The organism is Aquamicrobium sp. (assembly GCF_023954335.1).
Classification (GTDB): Bacteria; Pseudomonadota; Alphaproteobacteria; order Rhizobiales; family Rhizobiaceae; genus Aerobium.
The window spans coordinates 248,015-263,949 of record NZ_JAMLIE010000002.1; the positions used below are offsets into that span (position 1 = coordinate 248,015).

General features: G+C 68.2%; 18 protein-coding genes. 9 read left to right on the forward strand and 9 right to left on the reverse strand.

Going from position 1 to position 15,935, the window contains the following annotated elements:
• Positions 1 to 7: 7 nt before the first annotated feature.
• From M9945_RS13780 to dhaK, 4 genes are read left to right on the forward strand one after another with little or no spacing between them, the layout of a single operon-like run.
• Entirely contained in the window at positions 8 to 322 is a 315-nt protein-coding gene (locus tag M9945_RS13780) for an HPr family phosphocarrier protein (protein ID WP_367930917.1), read from the forward strand.
• Positions 315 to 1,922: a putative PEP-binding protein gene (locus M9945_RS13785; protein WP_367945055.1), complete on the forward strand. Its 1,608-nt coding sequence runs from the start codon at positions 315 to 317 to the stop codon at positions 1,920 to 1,922. Before M9945_RS13780 ends, M9945_RS13785 begins: the two co-directional genes overlap by 8 nt.
• A gap of 8 nt (positions 1,923 to 1,930) precedes the next feature.
• Positions 1,931 to 2,338: a hypothetical protein gene (locus tag M9945_RS13790; protein ID WP_367930919.1), complete on the forward strand. Its 408-nt coding sequence runs from the start codon at positions 1,931 to 1,933 to the stop codon at positions 2,336 to 2,338.
• Between the two features lie 19 nt (positions 2,339 to 2,357).
• Positions 2,358 to 3,341, forward strand: coding sequence for a dihydroxyacetone kinase subunit DhaK (gene dhaK / locus M9945_RS13795; RefSeq protein ID WP_367945056.1), 984 nt, complete (start codon positions 2,358 to 2,360; stop codon positions 3,339 to 3,341).
• Between the two features lie 13 nt (positions 3,342 to 3,354).
• Here the strand turns inward: dhaK and M9945_RS13800 are convergent, their stop codons facing one another.
• From M9945_RS13800 to M9945_RS13830, 7 genes are all read right to left on the reverse strand, one after another.
• A complete protein-coding gene (locus M9945_RS13800; protein WP_367930921.1) occupies positions 3,355 to 4,434 on the reverse strand; it encodes an NAD/NADP octopine/nopaline dehydrogenase family protein in 1,080 nt (359 codons plus the stop codon).
• Positions 4,435 to 4,451: 17 nt separating this feature from the next.
• Positions 4,452 to 5,540 carry a hypothetical protein gene (locus tag M9945_RS13805; protein WP_367945057.1) on the reverse strand — a complete coding sequence of 363 codons (1,089 nt, stop codon included), beginning with the start codon at positions 5,538 to 5,540 and terminating at the stop codon, positions 4,452 to 4,454.
• Positions 5,541 to 5,556: 16 nt separating this feature from the next.
• Positions 5,557 to 6,696 (reverse strand): M24 family metallopeptidase, encoded by a 1,140-nt coding sequence (locus M9945_RS13810; RefSeq protein ID WP_367945058.1) that lies wholly within the window; start codon positions 6,694 to 6,696, stop codon positions 5,557 to 5,559.
• 14 nt (positions 6,697 to 6,710) lie between these two features.
• Positions 6,711 to 7,871: a mandelate racemase/muconate lactonizing enzyme family protein gene (locus M9945_RS13815; RefSeq protein ID WP_367945059.1), complete on the reverse strand. Its 1,161-nt coding sequence runs from the start codon at positions 7,869 to 7,871 to the stop codon at positions 6,711 to 6,713.
• Between the two features lie 115 nt (positions 7,872 to 7,986).
• Complete coding sequence (locus M9945_RS13820; protein WP_367945060.1) at positions 7,987 to 9,489, reverse strand: tripartite tricarboxylate transporter permease; 1,503 nt, start codon at positions 9,487 to 9,489, stop codon at positions 7,987 to 7,989.
• 7 nt (positions 9,490 to 9,496) lie between these two features.
• Positions 9,497 to 10,036, reverse strand: coding sequence for a tripartite tricarboxylate transporter TctB family protein (locus M9945_RS13825; RefSeq protein WP_367945061.1), 540 nt, complete (start codon positions 10,034 to 10,036; stop codon positions 9,497 to 9,499).
• Positions 10,033 to 11,007, reverse strand: coding sequence for a Bug family tripartite tricarboxylate transporter substrate binding protein (locus M9945_RS13830; protein WP_367945062.1), 975 nt, complete (start codon positions 11,005 to 11,007; stop codon positions 10,033 to 10,035). The genes M9945_RS13825 and M9945_RS13830 overlap by 4 nt, the downstream gene beginning before the upstream one ends.
• Positions 11,008 to 11,250: 243 nt before the next feature.
• Between M9945_RS13830 and M9945_RS13835 the strand changes: the two genes are divergently transcribed.
• Complete coding sequence (locus tag M9945_RS13835; RefSeq protein WP_367945063.1) at positions 11,251 to 11,922, forward strand: aspartate/glutamate racemase family protein; 672 nt, start codon at positions 11,251 to 11,253, stop codon at positions 11,920 to 11,922.
• 34 nt (positions 11,923 to 11,956) lie between these two features.
• On the opposite strand, the gene M9945_RS13840 is transcribed toward M9945_RS13835, so the two are convergent.
• Together M9945_RS13840 and M9945_RS13845 are read right to left on the reverse strand one after the other, a co-directional pair.
• Positions 11,957 to 12,313 carry a RidA family protein gene (locus M9945_RS13840; protein WP_367945064.1) on the reverse strand — a complete coding sequence of 119 codons (357 nt, stop codon included), beginning with the start codon at positions 12,311 to 12,313 and terminating at the stop codon, positions 11,957 to 11,959.
• A gap of 11 nt (positions 12,314 to 12,324) precedes the next feature.
• Positions 12,325 to 13,470, reverse strand: coding sequence for an alpha-hydroxy acid oxidase (locus M9945_RS13845; RefSeq protein WP_367945065.1), 1,146 nt, complete (start codon positions 13,468 to 13,470; stop codon positions 12,325 to 12,327).
• 130 nt (positions 13,471 to 13,600) lie between these two features.
• Here M9945_RS13845 and M9945_RS13850 point away from each other — a divergent pair, with 130 nt between their 5' ends.
• The 4 genes from M9945_RS13850 (at position 13,601) to M9945_RS13865 (ending at position 15,934) form a co-directional block, all read left to right on the forward strand.
• Positions 13,601 to 14,335 carry a GntR family transcriptional regulator gene (locus M9945_RS13850; protein ID WP_367945066.1) on the forward strand — a complete coding sequence of 245 codons (735 nt, stop codon included), beginning with the start codon at positions 13,601 to 13,603 and terminating at the stop codon, positions 14,333 to 14,335.
• Between the two features lie 11 nt (positions 14,336 to 14,346).
• A complete protein-coding gene (locus M9945_RS13855) occupies positions 14,347 to 14,556 on the forward strand; it encodes a DUF2945 domain-containing protein (RefSeq protein WP_367945067.1) in 210 nt (69 codons plus the stop codon).
• A gap of 12 nt (positions 14,557 to 14,568) precedes the next feature.
• Positions 14,569 to 15,117, forward strand: a complete 549-nt coding sequence (locus M9945_RS13860) for a DUF488 family protein (protein ID WP_367945068.1) — start codon at positions 14,569 to 14,571, stop codon at positions 15,115 to 15,117.
• A 271-nt stretch (positions 15,118 to 15,388) separates the two neighbouring features.
• On the forward strand, positions 15,389 to 15,934 hold the full coding sequence (locus M9945_RS13865) for a TRAP transporter small permease (protein ID WP_367945069.1): 546 nt from the start codon (positions 15,389 to 15,391) through the stop codon (positions 15,932 to 15,934).
• Position 15,935: the final 1 nt, after the last annotated feature.

Below are 15,935 nucleotides of genomic sequence, written 5' to 3' on the forward strand. Positions count from 1 at the left end.
ATTGTCGATGTCGCAGGACCATATCGTCGCTTCCGCCATCCTGACCAACGAGGCCGGCATGCATGCCCGCCCGTCGGTCAAGCTGACGCAGCTGGCCAAATCCTTTCCCGCCACCATCGAGGTCGCGACCGACGAGGCCGGGCCCTGGGTCGACGCCAAGAGCCCCGTCAAGCTGATGCGCTTCCGCGCGCCGCAGGGCACGCGGCTGTGGCTGCGCACCTCGGGCGAGGGCGCCCAGCGCGCGCTGGACGAGCTGCTGGCGCTGGTGGCCAGCAATTTCGACGAGGAAACCGCGGCGCCGGACGGCGGCGGACATGGCTGAGAGGCTGTTCACCGGCATCGCGGCGTCCGCCGGGTTGGCCTCCGGGCAGGTGCTGCGCCCCGCGCGCGCCGCGGGGCGGGAAATGGCCGAGACGCGCGGCGGAAGCGGCGCCGAGGCGCTGTGGGCCGCCATCGTCGCGGCCGGCAACGAGCTGGCGGAACTTCTCGGCCGGCTCGACGGCGACGAGGCCGAGATCGTCGCGATGCAGATGGCGTTCCTTGAGGACGACGAGCTGGCGCGCCCGGCCTTCGAGGCGATCGCCGCCGGCCGGCCGGCGGCCGCGGCATGGGCCGCGGCGATGGATGCCGAGATCGCTGTCTACCAGGCATCGGACGACGAGTATTTTCGCGCGCGCGCGGTCGACTTTCAGGACATGCGCGACCGGGTGCTGGCCGCCCTGACGGGCAGCGGCGGCGGGCCGCTTGTCGTGCCCGACGACACGATCCTCCTCGCCACCGAGCTGCGCCCTTCCGAATTCCTCGCCGCCAGCTGGGGCAAGGGGGCCGGCATCGCGCTGACGCATGGCAGCCCGACCAGCCACGTCGCCATGCTGGCGCGCGGCCGGGGCCTGCCGATGGTCGTGGCGCTCGACGCCGAGATGCTCGACCTGCAAGGCGCGGCGCTTCTCGACGGCGCGGCGGGCGTGCTCGTCTCGGAGCCGGACGAGGCCCGTCTCGCCGCCGCCCGCGACCGGCTGGCGAACGAGGCCTCGGGGCGCGCGGAAGCCGCCGCCATGGCCGCGCGGCCGGCGGTCAGCCGCAACGGGGTGCGGGTGGCGGTGCAGGCGACGATCGCCGACCCTGCCGAGCTCGACCGGCTCGACCCCGCCCATTTCGACGGCATCGGCCTCGTGCGGACCGAGCTGTTCCTCGACAGCCCCGCGCGCCTGAGGGACGAGGAGGGCCAGCTCGCCGCCTATCGCCGCATCCTCGCCTGGGCCGGCGGCCGCCCGGTGACGGTGCGCACCCTCGACGCCGGGGGCGACAAGCCGATCGCCGGCTACACCGTCGCGCACGAGGCCAATCCGTTCCTCGGGATGCGTGGCATACGCCTCTCCCTGCGCCATCCCGACATATTCCGTGTCCAGCTGCGCGCGCTGGCCCGCGCCGCGGCCGACGGCCCGCTCAAGGTGATGCTGCCCATGGTGACGCTGCCCGGCGAGCTGGCCGAGGCGCGGGCCATGTTCGACAGCGAGATCGCGGCGCTCGCCGCCGCCGGCGCCGCGCACGGGCGTCCGGCGCTCGGCATCATGGTCGAGGTTCCGGCCGTCGCCATCACGCCCGAGCGGTTCGATGCGGATTTCTTCTCCATCGGCTCCAACGACCTCGTGCAATATACCTGCGCCGTCAGCCGCGAGGAGGCCGCCGCCGCCCGGCTCGGCTCGGCCGCCGACCCATCGGTGCTGGCGCTGATCGCGCGTGTCGCCGCGCATGGCCGCCTGTCGGGGCGCGAGGTCGGCCTGTGTGGCGATGCCGGCGGCGATCCGCTATTGGTTCCGGCTCTTCTAGCCGCGGGCCTGCGGTCTCTCTCCGTCCAGCCCGAGCTGGCGGGAGCGGTCAAGGCCGCGATCGCCGGCCTCGACCTCGCCACGGACACATGACCCGGACCATGAGCAGCGCGCGCATCCCCAAGCATGTCCGTCAGTACAAGGAGCTGCTGCGGCGGGTGCTCGACAGCCGCCCCTCCGGCACCCGGCAGCGGCTGGCGGTGGCGCTCGGCACCAACCGCTCCTTCGTCTCGCAGATCAGCAGCCCCACCTACAAGGTGGCGATCCCGGCCCACCACATCGAGACCATCTTCGAGGTCTGCCATTTCTCGCCGGCCGAGCGGGCCGAGTTCCTCGCCGCCTACGACGCCGCCCACCCTAACCAGCGCCAGCAGCCCGACGACGGGGCGGGCCGCCGCACCATTGAGGTCTGCGTGCCGGATATGGGCAGCGCGCGGGCCAACCGGCTGGTGGACGAGGCGATCCGCGACATGGCGCGCAACATGATCCGCATCCTGCAGGAAAAGTGATCCGCCGAGGAGGAAACCCATGAAGAAGCTCATCAACGACGTCGCCACGGTGCTGGACGAGAGCCTCGACGGCTTCGCCGCCGCCCATGCCGAGCTGATCGAGATGGACGGCGAGCGCCGCTTCGTGCGCCGCCGCGCGGCCTCGCCCGGCAAGGTGGCGCTGGTTTCGGGCGGCGGCTCGGGCCACGAGCCGCTGCATGCCGGCTTCGTCGGGCAGGGGATGCTGGACGCGGCGGTGCCGGGCGCGATCTTCACCTCGCCGACACCCGACCGCATCCTCGCCGCGATCGAGGCCGTCGACGCCGGGGCCGGGGCTCTTCTCATCGTCAAGAACTACGAGGGCGACGTGATGAACTTCGAGATGGCGGCCGAGATGGCGACGGGGCGGGTGGCCAGCGTTCTGGTCGACGACGACGTCGCGGTCGACAATTCGTCCTACAGCATCGGCCGGCGCGGCGTCGCCGGAACGCTGGTGGTCGAGAAGATCCTCGGCGCCGCGGCCGAGCAGGGCATGGACCTCGACGCGCTGACGGCGCTGGCCGGGCGGGTCAGTGCCGCGACGCGGTCGATGGGCGTGGCGCTCAGCTCCTGCACCGTGCCGGCCGCCGGAAAGCCGACCTTCGAGCTCGGCGAGGACGAGATCGAGATCGGCGTCGGCATCCATGGCGAGCCGGGCCGCCGCCGCGGGCCGATGGCGCCCGCCGCGACGATCGTGAACGAGCTGCTCGATGCGATCCTCGCCGACCTCAAGCCCGCCGCCGGCGCGCGCTGCCTGCTGTTCGTCAACGGGTTCGGCGGCACGCCCTCGGGCGAGCTCTATCTCGTCTACGACGCGGCCCGCCGCCGCCTCGCGAAAGACGGGCTCGACGTGGCGCGCAGCCTCGTCGGAACCTATGTCACCTCGCTCGAGATGGCCGGCTGCTCGCTGACGGTGACGGTGCTGGACGACGAGCTGGCAGCCCTGTGGGACGCGCCGGTGCGCACCCCGGCGCTGTGCTGGTAGGGCGGGGACCGGCCTAGAGCAGGCCGACCCGCTGCTTCAGCGACTCCATCGTCGCCCCGACGAGGCCCATGGCGGCGGCGTCGCGCGGGGCCGGCCTTTGCGAGCCCGCAACCATCACGGCATGCAGATCCGCCAGCGCGGACGCGGTCGGCACATGGACGCCGGCGATCTGCGCGTAGACGAGGAATGGCGTCAGCCCGTGGCTGAAGTCTTCCACGTAGTAGCGGTGGGTCAACGAGTCCGGCGCCTTGATCCGCCGGTTGGCCTCGCCCGCGGCGATGGCGCGGTAGTCGCTGCCGGCGGCGTCGGCGGGCACCGTGCCGATGGCCTTCATCTCCTCGACGATGGTCGGCAGGGCGTGGCCGAAGGCGCGGCCCACGGCGATGCGCTCCCGGTCGAGCGCCTCCATGACCTTGACGACGCCATCCGTCATCCCCTGCACGTAAAAGGTGAAGTCGCCGCCGGTCGCTTCCACCCATGCCGCGCCGAGCATGGCGCCGGGCGGATGGACCACCATGTTGACGTTGCACAGGTCGGACGCGATCACGTCGCCGCAATCGTAGCTTCCGGGGAACAGCGCGAGCGCCGCCTCCAGCGCCGCTTCCCCGCCCTTCAGCGCGGCGGCCCGCAATGACCTGGCGCGGCCGGTGATGTTCACCGTGTCCGGCGCGGGCTTTCGCGCCACATAGGCGAGGGTGGCGAACTCGGCGATCGGCGGGATTTCCGGCTGGCGCGCCCTGTACGCGGTCTCGAATTCGAGGGCGCCGCCGGTATGTCCCGGATTGAGGATGACCGGACGCCGGCTGCTCCAGCCTGCCGCGTGGAGCGCTTCGGCGACGGAGGTCAGGGCGAATGTCGGCAGCGCCACGACGACGGCATCGGCACCGTCGATCGCCGCCTTGAGATCGGTGGTGACGAGCGCCGGCCTGATCCGGCCTTCGCCGAACACGCCGAGATAGCCGATCCCGCCCTGCAGGAACGGGGCTATGGTGGCCTGCGAGCGGCCGTGCAGGACGACGTCGTGCCCCGCCAGCGTCAGCTCGACGGCGGCGGAGGCACCGCCATTGCCGGCCCCGATTACGGTCACTCTCATCGGCTTCCTCCCGGTTGTCAGGCGGTCATTCTGTCGCGCAGCTCGCCGAGCGCGGCGGCGGCCTCCTCGACGTCGCTGACCCTAAAGCCTTTCGCCAGCTCCGGGCTGTGCTCGGCCAGAAGGCTGCGCACCCGCTCCGCATAAATCACCTGCCCGTCGCGGATGGACACGCCGTCGGCGTCCTCGAACTGCGCGTTCCACGCGAGCGCCTCCTCCTCCGTCAGGCCGGCGGGGAGGTCGAGTACGACGCCGGACGCATCGGCGATGACGGGATAGCCGCCCGTGCGGCCGCCCGGCCCGGGCACATGGACGCGCCGCGCCCCTTCGCCGGCCAGCGCCAGCAGGACCGGCACCGCGTTGGCCGCCGAGATCAGGTTGAGCTCGCGGTGCGGCAGCTGGATATCGCCGGTGCGGGCGTCGACGTCGATCAGCTCCCTGTCGCCCACCCAGGCGCGCACCGGCGCGCCGGCGCGCTGCGAGGGCGGCTTGCGCCACTCGACGATATGGCGGTGATGCGCCAGGACCCTGAGGTCGGCCCTTTGCTCCGGCGGCAGCCGGCCGCCGATGATCGCCGAGAAGATGGCGATGTTGCCGACGCCGGAGGTGATCGGCAGGCCCGCCTGGGCGAGCACCTGGTTGACGCCGTCGGGATAGCAGGTGTTGACGAAATGGCCGTCGAGACCGAGCGTCTTCATCGCGCTCGCCGTGCGGAACGACAGCAACGAATTGAAGGCGATGGTCAGGCCGAAGCCAGCCTTCGCGACGAGGCGTGCCCAGTCGCTCTCGTTGTTGTCGACGCGCCATGGAGACTGGGCCGAGGCGGACTGGACGATGACGCGCGGCCGGATCCCGTCCAGCGTTTCGGCGATCGACGCGGCGGAGGTGGAATCGAGCTGCGCGCTGGAAAAGGTGACCGGCGTGCCGAAATTGGCCGCGCGGGCGCGGCAGGCCTCGACGAGCCACGCCATCCGCGCCGTGTTGCGGCCGGCGATCACCACGGAAAGCGGCGTTCGCGCCGCCGCGGCGAGGTCGGCCACCATGATCTCCGCATAGTAGCCGGTTCCCGAAATCAGGATGTCGCAGGTTTGCCGCGCGTCGTTTCCCATGGAAGGCCTCTCTTTCTCAGGCGCCGATGCGGATGAGCTTGTCGGTGTTCGTGTGGTCCGAGAGCAGGACGGCGCCGCCGGCGCTCACATGCAGCACGTCCTTGTTCTGCACGCCGAAGCCGTAGCCGGTACGATAGCAGAGCGGCTCGAAGCCGAGCACCATGTTCTCCTCGATCACGGCATCCTCTCCCGGGCGGCCGAGGATCGGCGTTGCGCCGATATAGGGGTCTTCATGGAGATGAAGCCCGACCCCGTGGCCGACGAAGGAGATCGGCGGCAGCTTCATCTTTTCGAGGCGCGCGATGAAATCGTTGTAGATCGCCAGACAGCTCGCGCCGGGCCTGATCCGGTCGAGGATGGCGTATTTGCACTCCACCATCAGGTCCCAGATCTCCTCGGCCATGGCGGGCGGCTCCTCGACATAGGCAGTCCGGCAGACGCCGGCCTGATAGCCGTTGATCACCGAGAATATCTCGACGCGGCAGACGTCGCGGGGCTGGAGCTTGCGGCTGCTGGGGCCGACATTCGGCAACTGGCTGCGCTCGCCGGTGGCGACGATCAGCAGCTTGAAGTTCTCCGCGCCCAGCTCGTAGATGCGGCGGGTCAGGACCGCCGCGATGTCGAGCTCGGTATCGCCCGTGCGGACGGCCGCGAGGCTGTCGGCGATGGCCTGATCGGCGATCCGCGAAAGCCGGTGGATCAGCGCGACCTCTTCTTCCGTCTTGATCTGGCGGGCGCGCGAGAGCTGGGACTCGAACGGGACGAAGCGGGCCTTCGGCATGCGGGCGGCGAGGCGGGCGAAATCGCCGGCCGGCAGATAGTCCATCTCGAGGCCTATCGCCGCCGCCCCGAGGCCCGCCTTCTCGAGCGCGTCGGCGAGGACGGCCATCGGGTCGTCATGGAACTCGCGCCAGACCGTCAGCGGCGTCTCCGGCGCCTTGTTGGCGATGGTCGTCGCTTCCATGTCGACCCCGAACAGGCTTTCCCTGCCGTCCGCGGTCAGGATAGCCATGGCGTGGCGGTGGCGGATCAGCGGCTGGGTCGGAACCACGAAGCCGGTGAGATAGGCGAAATTCTCGGGCGACGACGTGACGACGGCGTCCAGCCCCTCGGCCCGCAGCGTGCGGGCGATCTTATCGACAATGGTTTTGCGCATCGTAAGGGCTCATCTCAAAGGGTGATTGCGTATTTCTCGACCTTGGCATCGTCGACCGGGATTCCCATTCCCGGCCCGTCGGGAACGCGGATGCCGCCGTTCTCGAAGACCACGGGCTCCTTCAGGAGATCGTCGGCATAGTAGATGCCGCCGATGCGGCCGTTCTGGTGCTCGGCCGGCATCGACACCGGAATGACGTTGGAGAGGGTGGCCGCGGGCGCGGAAGCGGCGAGATGGATGTTGGCGAGGTTGCCGACGCCCGTCTCCACCGAGCCGTTGACGTTGCAGACGATGCCGGCAGCCTGGCAGACGGCGGAGACGTGCATGGCCTTGTAGAGCCCGCCGGGCTTGGTGGTGTAGATCGAGACGATCTGCGCCGCGTCCTGGGCGATGATCTGCACCACGTCATGCGCGTTCCATGCCGATTCGTCGGCCATCACCGGGATGTCGATGGCCCGGGCGACGCGCGCGATGCGCTCGATGCCCATGACCGGCTGCTCGACATAGACGAGGCCGACATCCTGCATCCGGCGCACGGTCTGGATCGCCTGTCCCGGCGTGGCGTAGCCTTCGTTGGCGTCGACGCACAGCGCTATGTCGGGACCGACGGCGCGGCGGATCGCCTGGACGATGGCCACGTCCCGGTCGGGGTCGACGCCGATCTTGATCTTGATGGTGCGGATGCCGTCGCGGACCACCTGTCCCACCTCCGCGACCGCCTCGTCGATGTCGAGCAGGCCGATGGAATGGGTGACTGGCACGGTCTCGCGCAGCTTTCCGCCGAGAAGGACATACACCGGAACGCCGAGCACCTTTCCGGTCAGGTCGTAATAGGCGAAGTCGACCGCCGCCTTGGCATAGGGATAGCCCTTGACGACGGCGTCCATCTTCTTGTGAAGCATGGCGGGATTGCCGATCTCGAGCCCCTGCACGGCGGGGGCGAGATAGCGCGAGATCACCATGTCGACGATGGCGGCGCTCTCGCCGAAGTAGCGGCCGAACTCGCCGCCCCAGTCCTTCAGCGCCGGCGCCTCGCCCCAGCCCACCGTGCCGTCGCTGCCGGTGATCTTCACCAGAAGATATTGCCCGATCGGTTCGGTCAGGCCCGTCCACTTGTGCACGCGCCGGGTCGGCAATCTGACGAGGCGCGTCTCGATCGAGGATATGGATACCACTGCTGTCCTCCTAATGTGATTTCGAATTGTGATCACACTTATGGATAAGTCAAGCCCTCATCGGGCCCTCATCGGGCGATGGCCGGGGGCCGCCTTGCCGCCTGGGCGGGGCCGATCAGTCCGGCCCGGCCTCGACCGCGGCGCGCGCCAGGCGCTCGCGCACCTGCCCGAAGAACGGAAGGAGCAGGACGACCACGGTGATGGCCAGCATCACGATGGTGATGGGCCGTTGCAGGAACACCATCCAGTCGCCGTAGACGATCAGGGTGCGGCGAAGGTTCTCCTCGAGCAGGGGGCCGAGGACGAGCCCGAACATCATCGGCGCGGTCGGGATGCCGAGCTTCAGGAACAGGTAGCCGAGCGCGCCGAAGAAGATCATCAGCAGCACGTCGAACAGCGCGTTCTGGACGGCGAACGATCCGGTCACGCACAGGACGAGGATGCCGACATAAAGGACGCGCGGCGGCGCGGAGAGCAGCCGGGCGAAGGCGCGGGTCAGCCCCAGCGACAGGAAGAACGTCAGGACGATCGTCAGGCCGAGGGCGACATAGATGGTGGCGATGAAATCGGGGTGGTTGGTGAACAGTTGCGGGCCGGGCTGCAGGCCGTGGACGAGGAGAGCCCCGACGAGGACCGCGGTCATGGTGTCGCCGGGAAGGCCGAGCGTCAGCAGCGGAACGAGCGCGCCGCCGACCGCGGCGTTGTTTCCCGTCTCGGCGGCGACGATGCCTCTCGGATTGCCGTCGCCGAAGCTTTCCTTCTTCTCGTAGAGCTTCTTCTCCTGCGCGTAGGACATCGAGACCGCGACCGCGGAGCCGGCGGCGGGGATGATGCCGACGATCAGCCCGACGATCGCCGACCGGACCGCGGTGGCCCAGGTGCGGATGACGTCCCTGAATTTCGGCCATATCGCGCCGATCTGGGTCGTCGCCTTCTCGGTGACGATGGGTTGCTCGAGAAGCCGCAGGATCTCCGTGAGCCCGAAGATGCCGACCGCGAACGGGATGATGTTGATGCCGGCCTGAAGCCTGCCGATGCCGAAGTCGAAACGGGACAGGTTGGTGATCATGTCGAGACCGACCGTGCCGAGGAGCAGGCCCAGCATGCCGGACAGGATCCCGAGGAACGTCGAGCCCGGCGACGCATAGGCCAGCATCGACAGGCCGAACACCATCAGCACGGCGAATTCCGGGCTCTGGAAGGCGAAGCCCGCCCGCGCCAGGGTCGGCGCGAAGATCACGAGGCCGAGCCAGCCGACGACGCCGCCGAAGGTCGAGGCCAGCAAGGCATAGGTCAGCGCGACGCCGGCCTGCCCGCGTTTGGCGAGCGGGTAGCCGTCGAGCTGGGTCAGCATCGATCCGGGCGTTCCGGGGATGTTGATCAGGATGGCCGAGATCGATCCGCCCCAGGCGCTGCCGTAGAACGCGCCGAGGAGGAACACCATGGCGTTGCCCGGCTCCATCGAGAACGAGAACGGCAGCAGCACCGCGAGGGTCATCGTCGAGCTGATGCCGGGGAGGGCGCCGAGGATGATGCCGACGAGCGTCGCGAGCACGGCCAGCGCCATCGTGCCCGGGTCGGTCAGGATCGTTACGGCGGCATTGAGCAGTTCGGTCATTTCACGCTCACGGGAATGGCACGTTGATGCCGTAGCTGAACAAAAGGTAGATCCCGGTCACGACCAGCGCCGCCTCGACGGGCACCTGCACGATGTAGCGCGGGGTGAAGGTTCCTCCCGAGCGCCAGTGGATGATCGCGCCCCAGGGGATGGCGAAGAGGATGCTCGCCGCGACGAAGCCCAGCGGGCGCATCGCCATCTGGTATCCGATCAGCGAGAGAACGAGCAGTACCGGGAGCCAAAGCTTCGAGGCGACGAACTCTCCCGCTGCCCGCATGCCTCCCGTCTTGCGCATCTGGAACAGCGTCCAGACGATCTGCGCGACGCCGCCGAGGCCGATCACCGCGGTCCCTATCCAGGGGATGAAGGCCGGGCCGGGGTCGTTCGCGACCTTGCCGAGCTCGAGATACGGATCGGTCAGCAGGCTCCAGGACGCGATGAGCGCGATCAGGATGAAAACGGCGCCTGCGACAAGCTCGGTGGTGGCAGGCTGTTTCGCCGCGCGGTCGTCCCGCGCGGCGATGTCCTCATGCTGTCCGACGCTCACTTCTGGCGGACCTTCACGAGTCCGGCTTCGAGGAGCACCGGATACATGTCGGCGTCGAGCCCCTGCAGGAAGGCGGTCGCGTCCGCGGACCCCATGGGGGTGAGGGTGAAGCCCGCGTCGCTGGCGATCTTCCTGAAGTCCTCGTTGTTGAGGACGGACAGCAGCGCCTTCTGGAGCGCGGCCGCGGCGTCGGCGTCGACGTCGGCCGGGGCGACCAGCGCGCGGATGGTGCCGGTCACCAGCGGATAGCCCTGTTCGGTGAAGGTCGGGATGTCCGGCGCCATGAAGTGGCGCTCCGCACCGGCCACGGCCAGGATGGTCACGTCGCCGGCCTTGTGCTGGGCGATCAGGTCAGTGACGGACGGGGTCGCCGTCTGGGTCTCGCCGGCCAGGATCGCCTGAACCACCGGAGCCGACCCGGCATAGGGCACCAGCGTGAGGTCGATGCCGAGCTGGGTCTCCATCAGGGAGGCGGCGACGTAGGATGTGCCGCCGGGCTGGTCGTTGGCGTTGCGCAGCGAGCCCGGCGCCTCCTTGGCCTTGGCCACGAGCTCGTCGAGCGTCTTGAACCCGGTGTCGGCGCGCGCGGCGAGGACGGCCGGGTCGGTGCCGATGAACGCCAGCACCTTGAACTGGTCCAGCGTCGGGGCGTTGGGGTTGCCGTACTGCTCGGCGATGAAGCCGGTCGCGATCATCGAGAAGGTGTGGCCGGACTTGTCGCCCTCGGCCACCTCGCGGAGCGCCAGCGACCCGCCGGCGCCCGGCTGGTTGACGACGACCACGGGCTGGCTCAGCTCGTCGGAGGCCTTCTGCGCGATCATGCGCATCAGGATGTCGCTGCCGCCGCCTGCCGGCCACGGCACCACCAACGTCACCGGTTTCGACGGAAAATCCGCCGCGCCGGCCGTGGAAAGCGGAAGAGAAAGGACGATCCCGGACAGGATCGCAGCCGTGAGATGCCTGAAGTTCATCACTGTGTTCCCTTGGTTCTGGTGGATGGATTGTTCTTCTTGTAATGTCATTTTGTGATCACATTTTACGAATGGCAAGAGAAAAATTCGGCCGGTCGGGCTTGAGCCTCGTGACCGGTGGCATGCGGTTGCAACCGCGTGTCGCGATGATATGATCACACAGTGTCATCACAATTAAGGCATCGTTTCCCAATGCGAATTCGTGACATTGTTCCCGTTCGTTCACCCAAAGTCATCCACGGCATGACCGTCCAGCGCCAGCAATGGGCGCGTCCCGGCGTCGAGATCGAGGTGGTTCCGATCGAGCGCGGGCCGTTCTCGATGGAGTTCGCGACGGAGGAGGCCCTGGCGGCGCCCTATATCCTCGACGCGGTGCGCCGGGCGGAGAAGGACGGGGTCGATGCGGTGGTGCTGGATTGCTGCGTGGACCCGGTGCTGCGCGCCGCGCGCGAAACGGTGCGCATTCCGGTGATGGCGCCCACCCATTCGGGGCTGCATGTGGCGAGCATGCTCGGATACCGGATCGCGGTGCTCGGCATGCGCAACGGGCAGCATGCGCTGGAGGAGCACATCCGCGCCTACGGGTTCGACCGCAAGGTCTGCTCCATGCATGTCGTCGACTGCCCGCCCGCGGACCTGATCGAGTCCCAGGCCTATTGCCTCGAGATCATCGAACGCGAAATCGCGCTGGCGCTATCCGGGCACAGGGCGGACGTGATCCTGTTCGGATGCACGGCGATGTCGGGCTATGTCGGCGGGCTGGCGGACCGCTACGGCGTCCCGATCGTCGAGCCGATGGCCTGCGCCATCAACATGGCGATCGGGCTGGTGAGCATGGGCCTGTCGCACAGCAAGATCTGCTACGAGGCGCTGCCCGTGCGCGGCGTCGCGCCGGGCAGCATCGATGTTCCCTGATTTGGCCCTGACTTGGCCCGAGACCTGGCCCCGATCAGGCGAGCGCGGCGCTCGCCTGTATCTCGATCAGCACGTCGGGGCTGGCGAGCGCGCCTTCGACGCACGCCCTGACCGGCTGGTGCCCCTGCGGCACCCACTGGTCGTAGACCGCGTTCATCGCATCGAAATCGCGGCTGTCGGCCAGCCAGATCATGACCTGGAGCAGCGCCTCCTTGCCGAGGCCGGCCTCGGCGAGCAGGGAATCGAGCTGGCGCAGGACGTCCGCCGTCTGGGCGGCGATGTCGCGCGGCATGCCGCGGGCGGTGATGCCCTTGGTCAGCAGGACGCCCTGATAGGCGACCATGTTGCTCATGCGGGCCGTGCCCGGATAGCGTTTGATGGAACTGCTCATATGGTTCTCCGTCAGCGGGGGGTACGTGTGATGGAATTGCGGTCGAGTTCGGCAAGCGACTTCCACCCGCCGATCGTCATCGCATTGACGATCTCGGTCTTGAGGACGTCGAGCACCGCGCCTACGCCATCGCCGCCCGCCACCGCAAGCCCCCAAAGATGAGAACGACCGATAAGGCAGGCGTCGGCGCCGAGGGCGATAGCCTTGAGGACCGACGTTCCGCGATCGATGCCGCCGTCGAGGAGGACGGGCACCCGCTTCCCGACGGCCTCGGCGATGGCGGGCAGGGCGTCGATGGAGGCGAGGGTGCTGTCGAGCTGGCGCCCGCCATGGTTCGATATCTGGATCGCGTCCGCCCCGCGCGTGACCGCCTCGCCGGCGTCGCGCGGGTCGAGGATGCCCTTGACGACGAGAAAGCCGTCCCATTGCGCCCTCAGCCAGGAAAGGTCGTCCCAGGTGATGTCGGGATCGAGCACGCTGGCGATGTAGGACGCCATGTCGTTCATGTCCCCGTCCGAGCGGCCGGCGAAGTTGGCCATGCCGAACCGGGGCTGCCCGGCCATGCGCATCCACCATCTGTAGTGGACGGCGGCGTCGAGCATCGTCGCCAGCGTGAGGCGCTGGTCGATGGCGAACCCGTTGCGGTAGTCCTGCTCGCGCCGCCCGTGCACCGGCGCGTCCACCGTGACGACGATGCCGGTATAGCCGGCCGCCCGGGCCCGGGCGATGAACTCGCGCGTAAGACCGCGATCGCGATAGAGGAATATCTGCAGCCATTTCGGGCCGCTTCCGCCGGCGGCGATGTCCTCCATCGACAGGATGGAGCCGGCGCTGACCTCGAGGATCGTGCCGGCGTCGGCGGCAGCCTTCGCCACCAGCGCCTCGCCGCGCGGCCACAGCAGGCCCGAGCAGCCGGTCGGCGCGATCAGCACGGGGAGCGCCAAGCGCTTTCCGGCAAGCTCGACGGAAATATCCGGAGCGGAGGTCGAAGCAAAACTGCGCGCGCGAAGCCACCAGTCGTCGAATCCGGACCGGTTCCTGTTTCCCGTCTGGCCGTCCAGCGCATGGCCGGCGACGAAGTCGTACAAAACGCGCGGCAGCGTCTTTCGCGCCGCACGCCGATAATCTTCGACGTTCACGAGCTGCGCTTTAGACATTTCCGTATGGCCCGCCCTTCAACATGAGCGGAAAAACCTTGTAGTCTGCATGGATATGCCCGATGCTGGTGCCCAATTTATTGATCACAAATTGTCATCACAAAATTGGATCGTCAAGCACGGAGAGCCGATGAAGACGGAGGAGCGAGTGGAAACGAAGAGCAGCCGCGGCAGCGTCCAGGACAAGGTCCTAGCGGGATTGCGCTATGGCCTGATGTCCGGGCTTTTCGTGCCGGGGCAGGTGTTCAGCCTGCGCAAGCTCGCGGCGAATTTCGGCACCAGCGCCATGCCGGTGCGGGAGAGCCTGAGCCGGCTCATCGCCGCGAACGCGCTGGAGGAGTTGCCCAATCGCTCGGTGCGCGTTCCCCGCCTGAGCGCCCAGAGCCTGGAGGAGCTGTTCGAGCTTCGCGTGCGCGTGGAGGGCATGGCGGCGCGGATCGCGGCGACCAGGATAACGGACGAGGAACTGCGCAAGCTCGTCGAGATCAACCAGACCGTCAAGGACGCGCATGACAGCGGCGCGATGGGCGAGGTGCTCAAGGCCAACCAGAGCTTTCACTTCGCCCTTTACCGGCTGACCCGGTCGACGGTCCTGCTGCCGATCATAGAAGGGCTTTGGCTGCGCTGCGGCCCGACGATGTACTTCTCCCTGAGCTCGCCCGGCATCTGGGACAATTCCTCCCATCTCGACATGCTCACCGCGCTCGAGCGTCGCGACCCTGACGCAACGGAAGCGGCGATGGGACGCGACATCATGAAGACGGGAAACTACCTGATCCAGCAATCGCGAAGCGGCGTGAAGACCGGCCCGATCGCGGAGCTGTCGTTCAGCTTCGACGGCGAGGAGCATCCCCTGGCTTTGTAAGGAGCGCAGATATGGCGAAGCGGTTCAAGGTCGGCGACCATGTGAGCTGGAATTCGGAGGCCGGACGGGTGTCGGGGACGATCATCGCGATCCACACGCGCGACTTCGACTACAAGGGCCACACCCACCGCGCCTCGGAAGACGATCCGCAATACGAGATCAAGAGCGACAAGACCGACCACGTGGCCGCCCATAAGGGAAGCGCGCTGAGGCACGCCTGAAAAGGACGACGCGTGAAGCCGCCTTTCTTCACCATCGGTCATTCCAACCGAAGCGCGGAGGCGTTCATCGACCTGTTGCGGGCCGCCGGGGTCGAGCATCTCGCGGACGTCAGGAAAATGCCGATGTCGCGGAGCAATCCGCAGTTCAACGTCGACGCGCTGACCGGCGTGCTGGCGGCTTTCCGGATTTCCTACGAGCACCTTGCCGCGCTCGGCGGCCTGCGCGGGAGAGCGAAAGCCCTGCCGGACGAGGTCAACGGTCTGTGGACGAACAGGAGCTTCCATAACTATGCGGACTATGCGCTCACCGAGCCGTTCCACGCCGGCCTCGATCACCTGCTGGAGCAGGGGCGCGCGCGGCGGTGCGCCATCATGTGCTCCGAAGCCGTCTGGTGGCGATGCCACCGCCGCATCGTCGCCGACTACCTGATCGCGTCGGGTGAAACCGTCTTCCACATCATGGGCGAAGGCCGCCTCGAACCGGCCCGCCTCACGCCCGGTGCAGCCGTCCGGGCCGACGGCAAGGTCGTCTATCCAGCCGTGCAGCCGTCGGGCTCGTAGGTCGCCGCCGGGCCCGTTCCGATCGTCGGCATCTGCTTCCCGTTTCAGCACGGACTCTTTCGTGCGAATGGTGGTTTTCCATAGTTAATTGATATAGATTATTGACATGGATAGAGAGTCCCATCACGATGCGCCTCGCAGTCGCCGGTGGGGGAGCGCGCATGTCGGCCGGGTGGCTGGCAGGCCATTCGGCCGCGATGGTTGCCGGCCAGTGCCGGGGCGTCGTGCGCGCAGGGAATGGCGGCCGCCGGCCACGCAGCGGGAGGAAGGAATGTCGCAATCAGTCCGTCATCACGGTGGCACGCTGCATGCGCTGCTCGACCGATCCTTGTGCTGGCTGGAGAACGTCGCCGCCGCGTTCGCCGGGGCGATCATGCTCCTCGCGATGGTGCTCGTCTCGCTCGATGCGCTGCTGCGCTACATCTTCGGCGCGCCGCTGACCTTCCAGTATTATCTCACCGAAAAGTACCTCATGGTCGGCATGGTCGCGCTGTCCCTGTCGTGGGGCTTCCGCACCGGGGGCTATATCCGCATCGAGGGGCTGGTCCAAGCCCTGCCGCGCCGGCCGCGGACGGTGATCCTGCGGGTCGGGCTGCTGCTCAGCGCAGGCTATATCGCCGTGCTCGCCTGGCTGGGCGGCGCGTATTTCCTGTCCGCCGTGCGCAAGGACGAGATCGTGATGGGCGTGATCGACTGGCCGGTCTCGTGGTCGTGGATATGGATCCCGGTCGGCTGCGGCCTGCTGGCGCTGCGGCTCCTCCTGATCGCGATCGGCCCGGATGGCGGGCTGGTCGCCAAGACCGTTCACGCGGAGTAGG

Bases quoted from the DNA above. Each gene is read 5' to 3' on its own strand.
- M9945_RS13805 (WP_367945057.1), bottom strand. From the start codon at position 5,540: ATGGGAAACGACGCGCGGCAAACCTGCGACATCCTGATTTCGGGAACC.
- M9945_RS13785 (WP_367945055.1), top strand. From the start codon at position 315: ATGGCTGAGAGGCTGTTCACCGGCATCGCGGCGTCCGCCGGGTTGGCC.
- M9945_RS13820 (WP_367945060.1), bottom strand. From the start codon at position 9,489: ATGACCGAACTGCTCAATGCCGCCGTAACGATCCTGACCGACCCGGGC.
- M9945_RS13855 (WP_367945067.1), top strand. From the start codon at position 14,347: ATGGCGAAGCGGTTCAAGGTCGGCGACCATGTGAGCTGGAATTCGGAG.
- M9945_RS13835 (WP_367945063.1), top strand. From the start codon at position 11,251: ATGACCGTCCAGCGCCAGCAATGGGCGCGTCCCGGCGTCGAGATCGAG.
- M9945_RS13790 (WP_367930919.1), top strand. From the start codon at position 1,931: ATGAGCAGCGCGCGCATCCCCAAGCATGTCCGTCAGTACAAGGAGCTG.
- M9945_RS13845 (WP_367945065.1), bottom strand. From the start codon at position 13,470: ATGTCTAAAGCGCAGCTCGTGAACGTCGAAGATTATCGGCGTGCGGCG.
- M9945_RS13780 (WP_367930917.1), top strand. From the start codon at position 8: ATGTCGCAGGACCATATCGTCGCTTCCGCCATCCTGACCAACGAGGCC.
- M9945_RS13810 (WP_367945058.1), bottom strand. From the start codon at position 6,696: ATGCGCAAAACCATTGTCGATAAGATCGCCCGCACGCTGCGGGCCGAG.
- M9945_RS13800 (WP_367930921.1), bottom strand. From the start codon at position 4,434: ATGAGAGTGACCGTAATCGGGGCCGGCAATGGCGGTGCCTCCGCCGCC.
- M9945_RS13850 (WP_367945066.1), top strand. From the start codon at position 13,601: ATGAAGACGGAGGAGCGAGTGGAAACGAAGAGCAGCCGCGGCAGCGTC.
- dhaK (WP_367945056.1), top strand. From the start codon at position 2,358: ATGAAGAAGCTCATCAACGACGTCGCCACGGTGCTGGACGAGAGCCTC.
- M9945_RS13865 (WP_367945069.1), top strand. From the start codon at position 15,389: ATGTCGCAATCAGTCCGTCATCACGGTGGCACGCTGCATGCGCTGCTC.
- M9945_RS13840 (WP_367945064.1), bottom strand. From the start codon at position 12,313: ATGAGCAGTTCCATCAAACGCTATCCGGGCACGGCCCGCATGAGCAAC.
- M9945_RS13830 (WP_367945062.1), bottom strand. From the start codon at position 11,007: ATGAACTTCAGGCATCTCACGGCTGCGATCCTGTCCGGGATCGTCCTT.